8 protein-coding genes are annotated in these 16,010 nt (G+C 69.0%); 3 read left to right on the top strand and 5 right to left on the bottom strand.

Going from position 1 to position 16,010, the window contains the following annotated elements; translation table 11 throughout:
• Positions 1–24: 24 nt before the first annotated feature.
• The 3 genes from ABD260_RS26860 to ABD260_RS26850 all read left to right on the top strand — a co-directional run bounded on the left by ABD260_RS26860 (position 25) and on the right by ABD260_RS26850 (position 3,538).
• Positions 25–1,881 carry a bifunctional metallophosphatase/5'-nucleotidase gene (locus ABD260_RS26860; protein WP_344237652.1) on the top strand — a complete coding sequence of 619 codons (1,857 nt, stop codon included), beginning with the start codon at positions 25–27 and terminating at the stop codon, positions 1,879–1,881.
• A gap of 101 nt (positions 1,882–1,982) precedes the next feature.
• A complete protein-coding gene (locus tag ABD260_RS26855; RefSeq protein WP_344237650.1) occupies positions 1,983–2,618 on the top strand; it encodes an RNA polymerase sigma factor in 636 nt (211 codons plus the stop codon).
• Positions 2,615–3,538 carry a hypothetical protein gene (locus ABD260_RS26850; RefSeq protein ID WP_344237648.1) on the top strand — a complete coding sequence of 308 codons (924 nt, stop codon included), beginning with the start codon at positions 2,615–2,617 and terminating at the stop codon, positions 3,536–3,538. The genes ABD260_RS26855 and ABD260_RS26850 overlap by 4 nt, the downstream gene beginning before the upstream one ends.
• 3 nt (positions 3,539–3,541) lie before the next feature.
• Here the strand turns inward: ABD260_RS26850 and ABD260_RS26845 are convergent, their stop codons facing one another.
• The 5 genes from ABD260_RS26845 to ABD260_RS26825 form a co-directional block, all read right to left on the bottom strand.
• A complete protein-coding gene (locus tag ABD260_RS26845) occupies positions 3,542–4,504 on the bottom strand; it encodes a hypothetical protein (RefSeq protein ID WP_344237646.1) in 963 nt (320 codons plus the stop codon).
• A 43-nt stretch (positions 4,505–4,547) separates the two neighbouring features.
• Positions 4,548–5,126, bottom strand: coding sequence for an isochorismatase family protein (locus ABD260_RS26840; RefSeq protein ID WP_344237793.1), 579 nt, complete (start codon positions 5,124–5,126; stop codon positions 4,548–4,550).
• Between the two features lie 77 nt (positions 5,127–5,203).
• Entirely contained in the window at positions 5,204–5,983 is a 780-nt protein-coding gene (locus tag ABD260_RS26835) for an SDR family NAD(P)-dependent oxidoreductase (RefSeq protein WP_344237644.1), read from the bottom strand.
• A gap of 91 nt (positions 5,984–6,074) precedes the next feature.
• On the bottom strand, positions 6,075–11,891 hold the full coding sequence (locus ABD260_RS26830; RefSeq protein ID WP_344237642.1) for an RHS repeat domain-containing protein: 5,817 nt from the start codon (positions 11,889–11,891) through the stop codon (positions 6,075–6,077).
• A 2-nt stretch (positions 11,892–11,893) separates the two neighbouring features.
• Positions 11,894–15,994: a LamG-like jellyroll fold domain-containing protein gene (locus ABD260_RS26825; RefSeq protein ID WP_344237640.1), complete on the bottom strand. Its 4,101-nt coding sequence runs from the start codon at positions 15,992–15,994 to the stop codon at positions 11,894–11,896.
• Positions 15,995–16,010: the final 16 nt, after the last annotated feature.

Genomic DNA, 16,010 nt, shown 5'->3' with positions numbered 1-16,010 from the left:
GCGAGCAGAGCAGTGAGGCGCCTGATGACGAACAGTGGTGAGCGGACGACGATGACCAGACGGACCCTGATCGGCGGCGCGTCCGCGCTGGCCGCGGCCGGGTTCACGGCCGTCCCTGCGTACGCGGGTGGCAGCGGTACTGAGCACGGGCCGGGCAAGACCGTGCGGCTGACCGTGATGGGGACCACCGACCTGCACGGCAACGTCTTCAACTGGGACTACTTCAAGAACGCCGAGTACGACGACGCCGCGCACAACGACATCGGCCTGGCGAAGATCTCCACCCTGGTCACCGCCGTCCGGGACCGGATCGCCGCCGACCGGCACGCGCCACGCCCGCTGATGCTGGACGCCGGCGACACCATCCAGGGCACCCCGCTGGCGTACTACTACGCCAAGATCGAACCGATCACCGGTGGCCACACGCACCCGATGGCGGCGGCGATGAACCGGATCGGGTACGACGCGGCCGCGCTCGGCAACCACGAGTTCAACTACGGGATGGACATCCTGCGCAAGTTCCAGCGGCAGCTGCGGTTCCCGCTGCTCGGGGCGAACGCGCAGGACTGGACCACCGGGCTGCCCGCATTCCCGCCGTACGTGCTGAAGCGGGTGCACGTCCCTGGCGAGAAGCCGATCACGGTCGGCATCCTCGGCATCACCAACCCCGGGATCGCGATCTGGGACAAGGCGAACGTCGAGAACAAGCTCAAGTTCGGCGGCATCGTCGAGCAGGCGAAGGTCTGGGTGCCGCGGGTCCGCAAGGCCGGTGCCGACCTCGTCGTCGTGTCGGTGCACTCCGGGATGGACCTGTCCTCGTCGTACGGCGACGCGCTTCCGTACCCGGAGAACGCGGCCGTACTGATGGCCGAGACCGTTCCGGGCATCGACGCCGTACTGGTCGGCCACGCGCACCAGGAGATCCCGGAGCGCCTCGTCACGAACAAGACCAGCGGCGAGCAGGTCGTCCTGACCGAGCCGCTCAAGTGGGGCATGCGGCTTTCGCTGATCGACCTGGATCTGCGGAAGGACCGTGGTCAGTGGAAGGTCGTCGGCCGGCACAGCCAGGTACTGAACGCGAACACCGTCGCGGCCGACCCGGAGGTGGTCTCGCTGCTGCAGAAGGACCACGACAAGGTCGTCCAGTACGTGAACTCGAAGATCGGTACCTGCACCGAGGCCATGTCCGCGGCGACCGCGCCGTGGGAGGACACCGCCGCGCTGGACTTCGTGAACTTCATCCAGGCCGACGCGGTCGCGAAAGCACTCGCCGGTACGCCGCAGGCCGCTCTTCCGGTGCTTGCAATCGCGGCGCCGTTCAACCGCGACGCGGCGATCCCGGCCGGCGATGTGTCGGTGCGTGACGTCGCGGGCCTGTACGTCTTCGACAACACGCTGCTCGCGGTCACGATGACCGGCGCGCAGATCAAGGAGTACCTGGAGTTCTCCGCGCTGTACTTCAAGCAGGTCAGCGGCACCGGTCCGTTCCCGGCCGATCAGGTCACGAACGCGCCGACCTCGACCGCGCCGAACGGTACGCCGGACTACAACTACGACATCCTCGGCGGGCTGACCAAGCCGCTGACGTACAAGATCGACATCGCCAAGCCGGGCGGTGCGCGGATCACGGACCTCGCGTACGACGGGGCCGCGGTGGCCGCGGACCAGCAGTTCGTGGTCGCGGTCAACAACTACCGGCAGTCCGGCGGCGGCAACTTCCCGCACGTCAAGACAGCTCCGGTCGTCTACAACCGGCAGGTGGAGATCCGCCAGCTGATGATCGACTACGTCACCGCCACCGGCACGGTCGACCCGAAGACCTTCCACACCGTCGACTGGTCGCTCACCTCGAACGGCGCGCCGATCACCGTCACCAAGTAGCCCCAGCCGGCCCGTCGGCTGTCCGCCGGGCCGGGACCGTACCGGCAGAAAATTCTGGATAATGCCGGTAATCGGTCCCGCCCGCCGGACAGAGACGAGGTATGACGCTCATACAGACGACACCCGGGCCGGGGTCGGGGGAGGCGGCACGTGTGGTTGGTGGGCCGCCGGATCCCGGGCCGAACGGGTTCGACACCCTGTTCCGCCGCCATCACGACGACGTGCTGCGGTACTTCGTCCGGCGGCTCGACATTCGCGCCGACGCGGCCGATCTGGTCGCCGAGACCTTCCTGGTCGCCTGGCGGCGGATGGACGCGGTACCAGGCGCTGAACCGCTGCCCTGGCTGTACGGGGTCGCCAGGCGCGTACTGGCGAATCACCGCCGCGGAGAGGTCCGCCGGCACGGACTGGCCGACCGGCTCCGCGACGACCTCCGGACGGTCCCGGCCGAGGCCGAGATCGCGCTGGAGCTCCGGCATGCCGCGGACGTCTTCCGCCAGCTGACGGACGCCGACCGGGAGCTGCTGTCGCTGGTTGCCTGGGAAGGTCTCGACACCACCCAGCTCGCCGCCGCGCTCGGCTGCACTCGCGGTACCGCGGCCGTCCGTCTGCACCGCGCCCGCCGTCGCCTGGATCGGCTGATGAACCACCACCCTGAGAACGCTGCAGTGAACCCTGCTGTGAACCCTGCTGTGACCGGTGAGCAGCCGGCGCCTGTCCGAGGAGAGAACCGATGAGCAAGCCCGACAACCTCGACCTGATCAGGCGCCTGGACCCGATCGCGAACGACGACCCGGCCGCCGCGGTCAGCGCGGAGTCCCGGGAGGAGCTGCGGACCCGGATCGGCCACTCCCCGGTTACCCCGACCGCCCGGGTGGTCGGTACCGCGAATGTCGCCAAGGCCGGCCGAGGGCCGTTCGCCCGACGGCCGTTCGCCCGACGGCCGTTCGCCCGACGGCCGTTCGCCCGGCGGTCGCTCGCTTGGCGGCTGGTGCCGGTGCTCGCCGTCGGCGCGCTGGTCGCCGGCGCGGCCGTCACCCTGATCGAGCGCCCGGGCGGTACGAAGCAAGAGGCCCTCGGCCCGGCGCTGTCCTTCGTCACCGAGGGCAACGTGATGAAGGTGAAGATCCTCGACCCGGAGGCGGACTCGGCCCGCTTCAACAAGGAGTTCAAGGACCACGGACTCGACATCAAGCTCCGGCTGTTGCCGGTCTCGCCGTCGCTGGTCGGAACCAACCCTGCCGGGGTGTTCAGCGCGGACGCGGACTCGATCAAGACCACCTTCGAGCCGGCCAACTGCCTGGAGGAGAGGACCACGCCGTGCGTCCCGGAATTCACCATCCCGCTGTCGTACAAAGGTCAGGCGGACCTCTACATCGGTCGCGCCGCCAAGCCGGGGGAGAAGCTGGGGTCCTCGGGTGACCTGGGAGACCGCGGCGAACCGCTGGCCGGCGTGAAGTACCACGGCATGACGGTCGGCGCGGTGAAGAAGCTGCTCGCGGACCACGGCGTGAGCGCCGAGTACCGGGTGAACGTCAGGCCGAACTACACCGACTCCCGCGACGAGGTGCCCGCGAACTGGATCGTCCGCGACGGCACCCTGCTCAGGCTGGACCACGCGATCCTCTTCGTCTCGGCCCCTGGCAAGAAGAAGTAGCGGTCAGCGCGGCAGCCACTCGCAGAACCGGCAGCCGGCCGTATCCGCCGCCAGCGGGAACGCGGAGCGCGGCCGGAGCGACCTGGCGAACTGCTCGGCGCGGGCGTCACGCTCGCGCCGAGCGTCTGCCTCGCCGAGCAATTCGGTCCGGACATGGGCCCACTGACGATCACCGTCGTGGACGAAGTACCTGATCTCGCCGCGGGAGTCGGTGCCTCGCCAGATGGCGGGGCCGGCTTTCGTACATTCGGTCACCTTGACCGGCCTGCCGTTCCAGTCGGTGAAGCCGCCGCACGGTGCCTGTCCCGGCGTGAGGTTGCGAAGCGTGACGGTGAAGCGGACGAGCTGGCTGCCGTTCGGTACAGGTTCCAGCACGTCGTACTCGAAGCCCGCGTCCCGGGGACGCACCGCGAACGGCCAGGTACTGTCGCTCTGCAGCGGACGTGCCATCACAGCCTCGATCCGCTGCTGCTCCGATCGCACGTTGTTGAGCTTGAGCAGGGCGGGCAGCGCGCCGAGCGCCACGATGCCTACCGCCATGAGAACGAGGCCGAGTGACGGCCGCGACCAGCTCCACCCGTCAGCGGTACGCCGGCGGCAGCGGATCACGACCGCGGCGGCCGCCCACCCGAGTGCTGCCAGGAGCACGAACGGCTCCACGAGCTCCATCAGCAAGGCGCCGACAGCAGCGATCAGGACCAGCAGCGTACCCAGCCCGGTGCCGAGGCCGATCATGACGCCGAGGCGGCGCCGGCGCGCGAGGATCACCATCGCGATCACCAGCCCGATCCCGCCGCCAAGGAGTCCGACCCAGAAACCCGCGACCAGCGACAGGCAATCCTCGTCAGGCAGGCACTGCCGGTCCGCGACCACCGTCGTGATGATCCCGGTCGGCAGCGCGACCCCGGCACCGATCGCCAGTCCGCCGAACACCACCGCTCGCAGTGCGCTCGCCCGCTCGGTCATGACAGAACGGTAGGGACCGAACCGGTCACCGGACCTTGTGGAGTCAGACCAGCATGATGCCGGCGTTGCGGAGGTCCACCAGGGTCTGTTCGGTGCTGGCCGGGGCGACGCCGGCGGTGAGGTGGGTGATGACTGTGGTGCCGAAACCGGCCTGGTGGGCGTCGAAGGCGGTGGCGCGGACGCAGTAGTCGGTGGCGATCCCGCAGACGTCGACGTCGGTGACGCCCCTGCCGCGCAGCCAGTCGGCCAGGGCCTGACCGCCTTCGTGCGACTTGCCTTCGAATCCCGAGTACGCGGCCGCGTACTCGCCCTTGTCGAAGATGGCGTCGAACGGCTGCGGGTCCAGGTTCGGGTGGAAGCTGACCCCGTCGGTACCGGCCACGCAGTGCGGCGGCCAGGAGTGGACGAAGTCGGGCTCCTTGGAGAAGTGGTCACCCGGGTCGATGTGATGATCCCGGGTCGCCACCACGTACGCGTACTGGCGCTCGTCCGGGTCCGCCTCGTGCCACCGGTGCAGCAGCTCGCCGATCCGGAACGCGACGTCGGCTCCTCCGGCGACGGGCAGGCTTCCGCCCTCGCAGAAGTCGTTCTGCACATCCACCACGATCAGTGCCCGAGCCATCGCGACGCCCTTCATCCGGAGTTGCTGCTCCCTGAGGCCACCGTACCGGCGTCAGCCACCGCAGTCGCGCATTGTGATCACCCCAGCAGCAGGTCGCCCCCGTTGACACGCAGCAGCTGACCCTGGATCGCCTTCGTCCGCGGCGAGGTCAGGAACAGGATCGCGTCGGCCAGCTCGGTCGTCTCCGGCAGGTGCCGGGCGGCGAACTTGGCAGCGATCTGGTCCAGCGCGGGCCGCGGGATCGCCCGGTGCTCGCCGTTCTCGAGCGTGATGCCGGGCAGTACGACGTTGACCAGGACACCGTCCGCGCCCAGATCGCACTGCAGGCTCGCCGCCAGGCCGTGCAGTCCGGCCTTGGCCGCCCCGTACGCCCAGGAGCCGGCCATGCCACGCTCCGCGAGGTCGGTCGAGATCAGCACCAGCCGGCCCTGCTCCGAGCGCCGCAGCGCCGGCGCGACCTGCTGGACCAGGTGGTAGTTGCCCTCCAGATTCGCCCGCAGGATCTGGGTCCACCACTCCGGCTTGGAGTCCTCGATCTTCTCCGGCCGGTCGTCGAACCCGAGCGTGCCCCAGCTGACCGCGTTCGCGACCACCACGTCCAGGCCACCCCAGCGCTCGATCACCGCCCGCGCCGCAGCCGCGATCGTCTCCGGCGCCCCGAGATCCATCGGCACCGCGTACCCCTCGCCACCCGCCGCCTCGATCTCCTTCACGACCGCGTCGGCCGCGTCCTGCCGCGAGTTGTAGGTGATCGCGACCCGCGCCCCCTCCCGCCCGTAGGCAATCGCGGCCGCCCGCCCGATCCCCGACGACCCACCCGTCACCAACACCGCCACACCCTCAAACCCCAACTCCATGACCTGTCCTCCACGTATTGTTTAGTCGGCTACCTAAAAAACTTAGCCGACTAATAAACGCCGCGCAAGCTCGACGCCAGGTGCCCGGAGGTCATCCCCAGGGGGAACCGCCGGTGCCCAGCCAGGAGGGGTCGAGGATGCCCCAATCGCCGATCTCGTCGAAGGTCCAGGCCTGAGCGGATTCCTCGAAGCCTGTGAAGCTGACCGGAAGCAGGCCGACGCCGGCGCTGAGATACGGATTGACGGTCTTGTCGCCTGACCCGTCCGCTACGACCACGGTGTTCCCGAGCCCGAGGAAGTCCCAGATGCCGGACTCGACACTCCCGCCCTTGCCAGTGCCACCGATCGCGTCGGCAGAGCTGGACTCGGTCAGCATCGGACCGACGTTGACGCCGGCGCCGACATTCGAGCTGAACCCCTTCTGCGTGGCGGTGGAGAACACCATGCCGTCATCCCTGGTGTAGACCGCGCACATGCTGGCGCCCACCATCACGACGGCCGCCGCGCTCACGCCGCCGCAGACTCCGTAGCCGCCCGGTGGATCGTCCGTCGATCCGAGCAAACACGCCGCCGACGAGCTCAACGCGGTACAGACGGCACGATTCGCGGTCCACACCGCGTCGCTCCAGGCCCAGAACTCCGGGTGGTCGGGGATCGAGACGCCCACGCCGACTCCGCCGGCCTTGGTGATGCGGTTGCCTGGTTGTTTGGGGTTTTCGGGGCGGTCGGGGATGCCCTTGGGGATTCTTGGGGGTTGCGCCTCGTTGCTGGGGCCGCGGCGGGCTGGGCCGTTGTTGCCTTGGCGGGCGGCGGCCGAGGTGTTCTTTTGTTTGCCGCCGCGTTGCCCGCCGGCGCTCTTCGACTGCTTCTTCGGCCGCTTCGCCGGTGCCGGTGCTCTTGGCCCCTTCCGGACGCTCTTCAGTCCGCTCGCGTCGGACGTCGTCACCGGCGAGTTGTTCGCGTACGCGTACCCGTTGAGCTGCTGTGGATCGGTCAGATCCATCAACGGGTCGGCCGAGACGAACCGCCCGGTCACCGTGTCGTACTCACGGGCACCGACGGTCGTCAGCTGGACCGCGCTGTTCTCGATCCCGCCGACGAAGCCACGGTCGTCCGGCCAGCTCGCCGGAACCGGACCGCGCGGGTTCCCGAACGGGTCACGCCGGCGTACCGACACGGTCAGCGTGTTCCCGTTGACGATCCATTGGTTCGTCCCATGATGATCGCCGCTGAGCCACTGGATGTCGCCCCGCCCGTTCCGGACGCCGACCATCTCGGCGCCATGCTTGTAGTAGCGAGTGGCTTCGACCTTCCCGGTCGCCTTGGTGTACGTCAGTTCGTACCCCGCGACCCACGCGGTCAGATCACCGTTGGCGTCGGCGCGCAGGATGCGTTGCCCGTCGGCGTTGTCAACGAACTTCGACGTGCCGCCGTTCGACTTGATCGTGTCCAGCCGCCCGGCCGGATTCCAGTTCAGTACGTCGGCCTGGCCACCGCGGTCGATGCCCGTGGTGAATCCGGCTTGGTCGTACGTGAACGCGGTCGATGCACCACCGGTCGAGGTCACCCCGGTCAGCTGGTGCGGCCCGGCGCCGTCCTGCCCGTCGTACGAGTATGCCTTCGTCACCTGCCCCTTGGGCGTCCATTGCGTCTCGCCCTTCCGGTTGCCGATGGCGTCGTACTGGTACGTCGACCCATACGCGCCCGGTCCGCCGACCGCCGGTTCGGTCGCGCAGGCATCGGAAGCGCCCGCTTGAGCCCATGCGGCGGTCAGCCGTTGCAGCGAGTCGTACCGGAAGCACTGCAGTTCCGGATCGAGCTCCTTCGACGTGTGGACCGGGTCGTCGGCGATGGACAGTACGTTTCCGGAGGCGTCGTACCGGTAGGACAGCGCCGCGACCCCGTAGTTGGTCCCGTCGAACTCACCCGCGGTGTCCTTGTCGAAGTAGAACTCCGAGAGCCGGCGGGTGCCCTCCTCGTACACCCACGTCTGCCAGACCTGTCCCGAGGTGCCGGCGGCGTCGGTGGGATCCCCGAGCTTGCGTTGCAGCAGTTGCCCGTACGGCGAGTACGTCGCTTCGTCGACATAGACCTTGCCGAAGCCGAAGTCGTCGCCCCACGCGGTCACCCGGCCGGGACGGCCCATCGCGTCATACGACTGCGTCATCACCTCGGAGGCCAGACCGCCGGCGCCCTTCGCGCCGTACGTGTGCAACGAACCGTCCTCGTTGTACGTGTACGCCTCCCAGTAGGAACCGGCCAACGGCCCGGCGGCGCTCGGCAACGTGGTGTACACCTGCTTCGGCTGCCCTTCCGCCGTGTACTTGCGGGTCTCGGTCGTCCACGCTTGACCGTCGACCCAGCGGGTGGCGGTCGCCGGCATCCCGATTCCGTACTCCGCGGTGTCGTACCCGCGATCGACGAGGGTCGTGGCGCCGTTCAGTACCTTGGTTGGCCTACCCAACGCGTCGTACCGGTAGGTCAGCGTCTCGCGCTTCGCATTCGTTGTCGCCGTGACCTGTCCGCCCGGGTTGTACGCCGTGGTCGACGTACCGGTGTCCGGATCGTGCAACGCGGTGCGCCGCCCGCGCAGGTCGTACTCGTAGGTCCACTTGTTCTGCGCCGGGTCGGTGACCTGGCGAAGCTGACCGCTCGGAGCGTACGCGTACTTGGTTGAGTCGAACCCTCCGGTCGCGTTGCGATCGTGGTACTGCCGAAGCTCGACCGTCCGGCCCAGCGCGTCGTCGAGCGTGGATCGGCTCGTGCCGCCCTCCGGCGCGATCACGGTGGTCCGCCAGTTCGTGGCATCGCCGCCGAAACGGTACGACGTACGCCACTTCTCCTTGTCCTTGACCACGAACACCTCGTCCGTGACGCGCCCGGCGCCGTCATACCCGAACTCGGTCCGGGACAAATCGTTCGTTCGGCTGACGCGTACGAGCTTGCCGTTCGGTCCGGAGTCGTTGTTGTACACCGGGCCGGACGTGTACCGCTCCCGCCCGTACGAGTCGTAGACCGTTTGCGAGACCAGCCGGCCGCCATTTGTCTGCGCCTGGACCTGCCGTTCGCGCAGCAGCGAGTCGTACAGCGTGACGCTGGTCAGGTACGAGCCGTCGTGAATCATCCGTTCCGCCTTCACCGTGGCCGGGGCGGTCGGTGAGATCTGGTAGGTGAACTTCTGGCTCGCGCTCTCCGTGGCCGCATCCCGGCCGGGCAGCCAGACCGCGGTACGGCGGCCGAACGGGTCGTACGCGGCGACCGTACGGCGGGCGTTCGGGTCCGCCGTCTCGACCGCGATACCCCAGGCGGGGGCCAGTTTCGTGGTCGTCGCGTGCCCAAGAGCGTTGGTGCTGACGACCGAGGTGACCGGCCCACCGCCGGCGGGTGTGTACGCGGTGGTGGTCTTGTTGCCAAGGGCATCGGTCGCCGTGACCTGCCGACCCAGAGCGTCGAAGGTGGACGACCCGATCGGCTTGTACACCGCGCCGCCGTCCCAGCTCTCCAGCGCGTCCGACCGGGTCATCAGGCCCTTGGCCGGCGCCGCGCCGAGCGACGTGCTGCCGTCGTAGTAGGCCCGCAGGGCGCCGATCACGTCGGTCGGCCGATTGACCGTCGCCGTGCAGCCGACCGATACCGACTCGACCGTCGAGATGGACTCCAGCAGCCAGGCAGCGGTGTTGTCCGCGTACGTCGTCCGGACACAACGTTCGTCGCCGCCGCGGCTGATGTCGCCCTGCTGGTCCACCCGCACCTCCCGGCCGTGATCGTCGTAGCCGGTCTCCGTGCGCGCGGTCCGCCAGGTCGAGGCCGCCAGCAACGTCCGGGTGTCGGTGCGCCGATCCCCGGTCAGCCACGCCTCGATCGATCCGCCGTCGTAGCTGCGCTTCGCGGTCCGCGACGTCCAGTACCAGGTCGTCTCGGTGCCGATCAGGGTCGTGTTGTCGAAAGATGCCGTCTCCCACTCCGCCCCGGCGAGGGCGCGATGATCCGGCGCGGTGTTGCCGGCCGAGTCGGTGACAGCGACCGAGCGTTTCTGGCCATTCGGCAGCCGGTCGCCGTCCAGCCCGCGGTAGTACCGGGCCTGGGATCGCAACTGTGGTCCTGGATCGGCCGGGTCACCGGTCAGCGTGACGACCTGGGCGTAGCCGCGCCACTGGTTCCAGTCCCGGTTCTTCTTCAACACGTACTCGGCATCGTTCCAGGCCCACAGGGCATTCGTACCGCCGCCGGTGGTCGAGTACTCGTAGAACTTCCACACGGTGTCGCCGCCACCGGTCGCGTCCGACTCGGCGATCGAACGGACGACGTACTTGTGGAAGTAGACGTCGACGGGCTCGGTCAGCCCTTCGGGGGTGTAGCGGGCGGGAAAGCAGCGCCGGTCGTTCTGGGCCGGCCCGGCCGGCAGGTCCCCGGCCTTACAATCCGGCTCGGTGTAGTTGATCGTCGTGACACCGCCGGTCTCGTTCTTGATCGACGTCAGCCGTGGCCGCCAGATCCCCGGGAACGCCTCGCCGTTGTCGACCCGGTTGGGCAAGAACGTGCCCCCGAACTCCATCGGCGGTGCCGACGCGGTGCCACCGACCCGCCCGGTGTGCTGCACGGAGGACAACCAAAGGACGACCTGTTCTTTGTCGCCGTAGTCCTTGAACTCGTGCGTGAGCGCCCAGGAGTCCACTGGCGTGTAATCGTTGCCGTTCGCAACGTAGGTGGTCACGCCGGTCAGGCGTTTGGTGGCGAAGAACGCGGGGGAGTACTGCTCGCACTTCGTACCCGCCTTGCAGTCCAGGTCCCACGGTGTGTCCGGCCACTTCGTCCGCTTCGGATCACCGTTCGCTTCGCGGCAGTCGGCCAGGCAGCGATCGCCCATCGCGAATTCCACCTTGGCCGTCCGGAGCGCGGCCGCGTCCGTTCGCAGCCCGTACTCGACGGTCTTCAGCCAGCCGTCGCGGACGTACGTGGCCTGCGTGTCCGGGTCGGTCGCGGGCGAGTACCGGCCGGTCTCGGTCTGATAGGTGTACCGGGCGAAGTTCCCGTGGACGTCGATGGACTTGTCGAGCATCCAGCGATACGCCTGATCGCAGCGCGACGCCTTGAAATCGCCGGTCTTGAAGCAAGCTTCGCCGGAGTGGTTGCCGTACACCGGCGTCGTCCAGCGGGACGCGGCGGCGGAGCCGAAGACATGCTTGGTGCCGTCGGTGGTCGTGATCGTCCAGGTTTCCGTACTCGCGCCGCTCGCCGTGGCCCGCGAACCGGAGTGCTGAATTCGCCAGTTGACGTCGTCGGCGGCCTTCCACTGCCCGGTGGCGTCGTCGAGGACGAGTGCCGTACTGACGCCGTCGAGGGTGATCGTCAGTGCCGGCGAGTCACCGTCCCAGCAGCGGTCACCGGTCGGCGCGGTGCCCTGGTTGCCGCCCTTGTCGTCGGTGCAAGCGATGTACGTCCGCTCGATGAAGCTCGGTGCGGACGACCAGCCGTCGCCCACCACGGACGCCTGGTTGTTGGTGCCGGACGTGCGGCCGTCGTGCTCGGCGGACGAGTAGGCCAGTCCGACCGACGGCACCGGTCCGGCGGCGGGCGGCAGCCGCAGGTCGTACGTGTAGGAGAACGCTCCGGACGAACCACCCTGTGCCCACGAGCCGGCCGCGGCCAGATCGGTGGCGGACCAGTCTCCGTCGTCGGCGTCGCCGCCCGCGTCGGCGGGACGTCCGGACCAGTTCGCCGCAGCGTCCCGGAAGGCCGAATCGGCGCCGGCGACGCCCTCGACCGGAGTCGACGAGTACGCCTGTGGGTTGCGCTCGAAGCCGGCGAACGCCGGGGCCGATGCGTGCACGAGCATGGACAGGATCATCGAGACGGCGACGACGCCGGCTCCGGCTGTGCGACGTTTGTGACCGCTGCGATTCCGCATCGCTAGCTCACTGCCTTCTCGTTGGTGCCGAACATGTTCGCCACGGCCCTGGACGAGACGACGTTGCGCCAGGCAACAACGTCGTCGATCCGGCCGGTCAGGTGGCCCGACGGCGTACCGCTGGTGGTGGCGGCCGCTCCGAGCACAAAGGGTCCTGCGGCCTTCCACGGACGGGACGGCCCGGTCCCGCCGGCGACGTGCGCTCCGTCGACGTACAGGCGCGTCGCCTTGGTCCGCAGGTCGAAGCTGCCGACCAGGAAGTACCAAGTGCCGGCTACCGGCGCCGGGCCGCCACGCGCCCAGCCGTAGGTGACCTCGCTGCCGGCGTCCTGCGATGCCATCCCGAATTCGAACCGTTGCTCGCTCGCGTTGAAGCGCAGCGCGAACCCGGTCGTGTTCGCGCCGGCCGCCGACAAGATGGTCTGGTCGGCGCCGAGTGAGTCGAGCCGGACCCAGACACCTACGGTGAACGACGCGTCGGTGGCAACAACCGGCGTGGAAGTCGCCGCATGGCTCGAACCGGTGAGCTCGAGCGCGCTGTCCGGGTTGTCCCACCAGCCGTCGTTGAACCGGGGTTTGGCGCTGAAGCTGAGGTCCCGGCCGTTACCGGAATCGTCGGCTCCGCTCTCCTCCAGCGCCCACCAGGACGCGAGCTCGGCCGGTGGCTGGGTCCGCGGTGAAGTCACCGGTTTGAGGCCACGCCAGACCCGGACATCGTGGAGCATGCCCTCGAAGCTGTCCTTCGGCCCCTCGCCGGTGTCGAGGCAGCCGACCTTGAACGGCGCGTTCGCGGGCGAGGGGATGCCGCGGGTCCAGGTCTGGCCGAGGCCGCCGTCGACGCTGACCACCCACTGGCCGTCGCCGCGGTACTGGAACTCGACGTACTGCCAGCCGAGCTTCGGCGGGGTGTAGGTGCCGACGGAGCGCGGAGCCATGGACGCCGTCCCGAGCTGGGACACCGAGCCCAGCTCCCACTTGCCGTCGGCGGTGATCATCATCGCGAAGCCGGCGCCGGCGGAGCCGGACTGGGAGAACAGGACCTGACGCCCGCCGGCCAGCCGGGCCGGCTTGACCCACGCCCCGATACCGAACGGCGCGTCGGACGGGGTGATCGGCGTACTTGTGGTCGCGCAGGACTGCCCGTCCAGGACCAGCGCACCGTCCGGCCGGCCGAAGGGGTCGAAGTCCTGCTCGGCCGAAGCCGGCAGGGTGAGCCCCCGATCGAAGCCGCTGCCGTCGGCGCCGTCGCCGCGCAGTTCCCAGCGCGCGATCTCGCCGGCCGGGAGCACCGCGCCGGCCTTGATCTCGGCCGCGGTCAGCAGGCCTTGCCAGAGCCCGGCGTTGTCCACCGCGCCGGTGAACCCGTGCGCGGCGCCGCCGCTCGCGGTCGGCAGGCAGCCGAGGCTGAAGAAGCTGGTCGCGTTCCAGGGCGTGAAGCCGACCGGGAGCTCACCGACCTGCGTTCCGTTGAAGTACAGCCGCGACAGCCCGGCGTCCGGGTCGTACGTCGCGACGATCCGCAACCACTTCCCGAGCGCGACCGGGTTGGCGACGCTGACGCTCTTCCAGCCGTACGTGTCGCCCGGCGCGTCCACAAGGGAGAACGACCACCGGTTGTCCGTACTGTTGTGCTGGATCTGGAACATCGAGTGGCTCGCGTTGCCCTGGGCAAGCACCTTCGAGTACCCGGTGCCGCTGACCGCGTCCATCCGGACCGACAGTGCGACGGTGAAGGCCGCGTCGGTACGAATGGCGGTCGGTCCGCTGAGGCAGTCCTTGCCGCCGAACCGCAGCGCGGTGTTGGCCGCGTCACCGGGGTCGGCGGCGAAGGTGGGCGTGCCGGTACGAACGCTCAGGTCCTTGCCATGCGCGGTGTCGTCGACGAGATCCCCACCCAGCCGCCAGGCGGCCATCGAGGTGGCCGGGATGTTCCGGCCGGCGAAGAAGGTGAACACCTTGTGGGCCGACTTGTTTCCGGCGTTGTCGACCGCGCGGACGTACAGGACGTGCCGCCCGGCCGCGACCGCCTGGCGTTTGATCGTCGCCGTACCGGTCGACGCGAGCTGCTGATCGAAGGTGTCGGTGTTCCACGAGTACTCGAAGCGGTTCAGGCCGGACCGGGAACCGTTCACCAACGGGTCGGTGGCCGAGATCGGCAGGCTGACGGTCGTGCCTTCGGTGATGGCCCCCGTCGGGCCGGTCACCACCGGTACGGTCGGGGTCGTCGCGTCCACCTTGAAGTAGCAATAGCCGGTATAGCCGGAGTTCACTGCTTCGGTCTGGCGTGAGTCGCTCCGCGCCTGCCACTTGTACGGGCCATCGGGCAACGCGGTAGTGGTCCTTTTGGCGTGCGTCGTACCAGCGGCAATCGGAGCCGGTGTGCGGTACCAGAAGAAGTTGGTTTCCTCGGCCACCTTGCGGACCCGGAACCTCAGGTACACCGATTCGGACTCCGACGACCGGGCCCGCGCGGAGAAGACCGGGTACCGCTCGTTGACCCAGGGCGAACCGGATTCGGTGGGGTCACAGCCGGCGCCGTCGACCGTCAGCCGGTCCGGGTGCGGCGGATAGATGTAGTAGGTGACGTGCAGCTTCACCGTGGAGGTCTTGAGTCGCCGCCACGCGTCCCGGGAGCCCTCGTCGGACGACCGCAGGCCGAAGCTGATCGCGTCGTACTTGTGGTCGGCCGCCGACTGGACGCGCTTCTTCACGTTCGCGCCGTCGAACTCGACCCACTCGTCCGACTTGCCCGAGCAGCCGGTGGTGTTCGACGAAGGGACCGACTTGGATTGCAGCGGATCGCCGTAGAGCCAGTCGACGCCGTTCCAGGAAGTTCCGTTCGAGATCTCCGCGGTACGCCACAGCTGCAGGCCTTGGTTCGCGCAGCCACCGGTGTGGGTCTGGAGCATGTTGACGCTCGCCGAGGCGATGTACTTGCCGTTCAGCTTCCCGATGTCGAGCTTGATCACCGATCGCCACAGACCGCAGCCGTCGCCGCAGGTGCTCCAGGTGTCACGGCCGACGCGCATGCCGCCGGATCGCGGCCAGCTGGTGTCGCCGGTCCAGCCGGTGCTCGCCCGCCCCTGGAACACGTTCGCCCAGGCTTTGCGAGTGGAGGTGAACGGCGGGTCGATGTGGAGCGGAAAGGTCAGGCCTTGGTCGGCGAGCATCTTCGGGTCGGGGATCAACGCGAGACCCGTCTCGGTCTTCCGGACGTCGACCTCGCCGATCCGGCCGGGATCAGCGCCGGACGCGGTCTGGCGCGGGCTGCGCGCGGCGCCGGCCGTCGAGGAGTCCCACATGATGCCCTGGCCGGCTTCGAAGACGACGTTGCCGCTCGCGTCCAGTACGTCGATGCGGCCGGACCCAGTGTCCTCCGCGACGGTCAGCCCGGTCGTACTGATCCCGACCCGGATCGTTGCCAGCTCCGGGTTCTTCGCCGCCTCCGCGGTCTTGACGACCAGCACCCAGGAGAAGCCGACAGCCTCGGCCTGGACAGCCAGGTCGACATCGGGCAGCACGTTCGGGTACGTCGTCACCGCACCGTTCAGCACCGGCTTGGGCAACGGGCCTTTCGGCCAGGTCAGGGAGAGTGCGCCGCCGTCCGGGTCGGTCGCGGTCACGAACGGCGCGGTCCCGCCGGCGCCGGTCTCGATCCGGATCACCGTCGCCGCCGCTTGGGCGGAACCGTCCGGCCGGGCGACGAAGCTCGGGTCGAGGTCGACCCAGGCGCCGGTCGCGTTCCGCACCCAGTACGGCTCGACCGCGATCTGGGTATCGAGCAGGCCGGCCGGTGTCGCGTACGCCTGCCGGTCGACGTCACGCAGTGACATGACCTCGACGTTGACGCCGCAGGCGAGCGCGAGTTTGTACGCCTCCAGCTCGTCAGCGGCGGACGGATCGCCGTTGAAGGCCGGGCACTCGGGCAACTGCAGGTCGCCGTCCGGTGGTTCGTCACCGGCCCGGGCGGGGACGGCGACGGTGGCGACCAGAGCCATCGCCAGCAGCAGCGAGGTGATCCAGTAAGCCGGGGAAAGCCATCGGGCCGGGGGACCGAACATCGGGACCTCACAGGTGGCGCGGGGCGCGCGACGGACACGCACCGGAGGACTGTGCCGT

Source organism: Kribbella hippodromi (genome assembly GCF_039531045.1).
Lineage (GTDB): Bacteria > Actinomycetota > Actinomycetes > Propionibacteriales > Kribbellaceae > Kribbella > Kribbella hippodromi.
This window is presented reverse-complemented; position numbering and strand designations above follow the sequence as displayed.

Excerpts from the sequence above, each read along its gene's own strand:
- ABD260_RS26860 (WP_344237652.1), top strand. The coding sequence starts at position 25 with ATGACGAACAGTGGTGAGCGGACGACGATGACCAGACGGACCCTGATC.
- ABD260_RS26855 (WP_344237650.1), top strand. The coding sequence starts at position 1,983 with ATGACGCTCATACAGACGACACCCGGGCCGGGGTCGGGGGAGGCGGCA.
- ABD260_RS26850 (WP_344237648.1), top strand. The coding sequence starts at position 2,615 with ATGAGCAAGCCCGACAACCTCGACCTGATCAGGCGCCTGGACCCGATC.
- ABD260_RS26845 (WP_344237646.1), bottom strand. The coding sequence starts at position 4,504 with ATGACCGAGCGGGCGAGCGCACTGCGAGCGGTGGTGTTCGGCGGACTG.
- ABD260_RS26840 (WP_344237793.1), bottom strand. The coding sequence starts at position 5,126 with ATGGCTCGGGCACTGATCGTGGTGGATGTGCAGAACGACTTCTGCGAG.
- ABD260_RS26835 (WP_344237644.1), bottom strand. The coding sequence starts at position 5,983 with ATGGAGTTGGGGTTTGAGGGTGTGGCGGTGTTGGTGACGGGTGGGTCG.
- ABD260_RS26830 (WP_344237642.1), bottom strand. The coding sequence starts at position 11,891 with ATGCGGAATCGCAGCGGTCACAAACGTCGCACAGCCGGAGCCGGCGTC.